The following is a 1,978-nucleotide window of genomic DNA, read 5'->3' as shown; positions in this document are numbered from 1 at the left end:
AGGTAATGGCAACATTGTGCTGGTTCGAGTCCGGCCAGGGGCACCACTTCGTCGTTCGCCGCCGTTCGCGTTTGTTCGCTGAAGGCCAAATAATCCAGTAAATGCCGGCATTTGTTGCATCGGCCTGTTCGCAGCGGTGCGCGGCGATCTGTTGGTATCCGCGCGATTTGTTGGTATTTTTGTTGGTATCAGAAGCTCAGGCAGATAGAGACTGGGAGCAAAGAAAACGAGCAACCTTGTCATCAGCCTATGTAGATGGCCTGCACCCGGTTTGGATGACACGCAGTTAGGCGAATCCAGCCTTCCGCTCGAACTCCATAGGGCTCAGATACCCGATCGTCGAGTGCCTTCGCTTTGAGTTATACAACAAGGTTTGAGAACGCCCACGGGACCGTGATGAGACCCCATTGGGTGGTCCAAGTGTAATGTTAGTTCAAGACCAGCCTCGGTGCTAGCGTGGCTAGCGAAGCTGGTTGACGTAGCGCAGCCGGCCACGCGGCGAATGCAGGCACGAACACCTCGGGGGCTGGTGGCTTGTAGCCGAGCGATGCATGCGGCCTGATCGTGTTGAAGTGACGCCGCCAACTCTCGATGACGATCTGAGCCTCTCGCAACGTGTAGAAGATTTCGCCGTCGAGCAGTTCATCGCGTAAGCGTGCGTTGAAGCTCTCGACGTATCCGTTCTCCCAGGGGCTGCCCAGGGTGATGTAGGCGGTTTTTGCGCCGACCGCTGTAATCCACTCTTGCACAGCCTTGGCTACAAACTCTGGGCCGTTGTCGGACCTGATATGGCCGGGCACGCCACGCAGGATGAAGAGATCGGACAGAACATCGATCACATCGATGGCCTTGAGCTTGCGGGCCACCCGGATTGCCAGGCATTCATGGGTGAACTCATCGATGACGTTGAGCATTCGATATTTCCGGCCATCGTGGGTGCGGTCCTCGACAAAGTCGTAGGACCAGACGTGATTGCGGTGCTCGGGCCGCAGCCGGATGCATGATCCATCCGAAAGCCAGAGCCGGCCGCGCTTGGGTTGTTTATGGGGGACCTTCAGCCCCTCGCGCCGCCAGATCCGCTCGACCCGCTTGTCGTTGACCAGCCAGCCCGCCTGCTCCAGCAACCCGGCGATCTTGCGATAGCCATAGCGGCCGTATTGCCGGGCCAGTGCGATGGTGTCGGCAGTGAGCCGCTCTTCGTCTTCACGGCCCCGCGGTACCTTGCGCTGCGTCGAACGGTGCTGTCCGAGCGCCGCACAGGCGCGCCGCTCGGAGACATGCATGACCGCTTGGATCTGCTCGATACAGGCGCGACGACGCGCGGGGCTTAGAAGTTTCCCCGGGCAGCCTCCTGCAGAATGAGCTTGTCCAGGGTCAGGTCGGAGACTGCCCTGCGCAGACGACTATTTTCCTGCTCGAGCTGCTTCAGGCGCTTCACCTGATCGGCCTTGAGCCCACCGTACTCTTGACGCCACCGATAATAGGTGACCTCGCTCACGCCGATCTGGCGGATCGCGTCAGCGATGTTCTGGCCCTGCGAGACCAGAACGTCGACCTGCCGCAACTTCGCGACGATCTCTTCAGGCGTGTATCGCTTCTTCGGCATTGCAGTCCTCCTTCATGTCAAAAGACATAGTTCAGGTCGGACCACTTCAAAGGGGGAGGATCAATCCGGACGCGGTGTTCACCGCGATCCATCCGAATTTCTATCCCGACGCTGCGCCCTATCTGCTCACCGGCGTCGATTTACCGCCAACTAATCCCAAGTTTGAGCGCGGCAGCGGTGTCGAAGAGGAGCAAGCGTTAGCAAAGAAAAGCTCCGACCAAGCGTCAACGGTCGAGAAGCTTGTCAGCAGCGGACGGACTGGTGCCAAGGAACGACCATCAACGGCGGGGACTACTGATATAATTGGCGAGTTCAATCGTATCTGGGACGATCCGCGCCCTGGTACACCAGCAGACTAGGTGTTCAGTCCCG

The 1,978-nt window shown here is 58.9% G+C and carries 2 protein-coding genes; one reads left to right on the top strand and one right to left on the bottom strand.

Going from position 1 to position 1,978, the window contains the following annotated elements; all coding sequences use genetic code 11:
• Positions 1-428: 428 nt before the first annotated feature.
• A protein-coding gene (locus VMT30_02050) for an IS3 family transposase (GenBank protein HVQ43726.1) occupies positions 429-1,606 on the bottom strand; the annotation gives its coding sequence in 2 pieces (ribosomal slippage) (positions 429-1,342 and positions 1,342-1,606; 1,179 coding nt in all).
• A 14-nt stretch (positions 1,607-1,620) separates the two neighbouring features.
• Here VMT30_02050 and VMT30_02045 point away from each other — a divergent pair.
• Positions 1,621-1,965, top strand: coding sequence for a hypothetical protein (locus VMT30_02045; GenBank protein HVQ43725.1), 345 nt, complete (start codon positions 1,621-1,623; stop codon positions 1,963-1,965).
• The last annotated feature ends 13 nt before the right edge of the window (positions 1,966-1,978 follow it).

It is taken from the genome of Candidatus Saccharimonadia bacterium (assembly GCA_035544015.1).
Lineage (GTDB): Bacteria > Patescibacteriota > Saccharimonadia > UBA4664 > UBA4664 > UBA5169.
The sequence above is the reverse complement of the archived record's forward strand: the minus strand, read 5'-3'. Positions and strand labels throughout refer to the sequence as shown.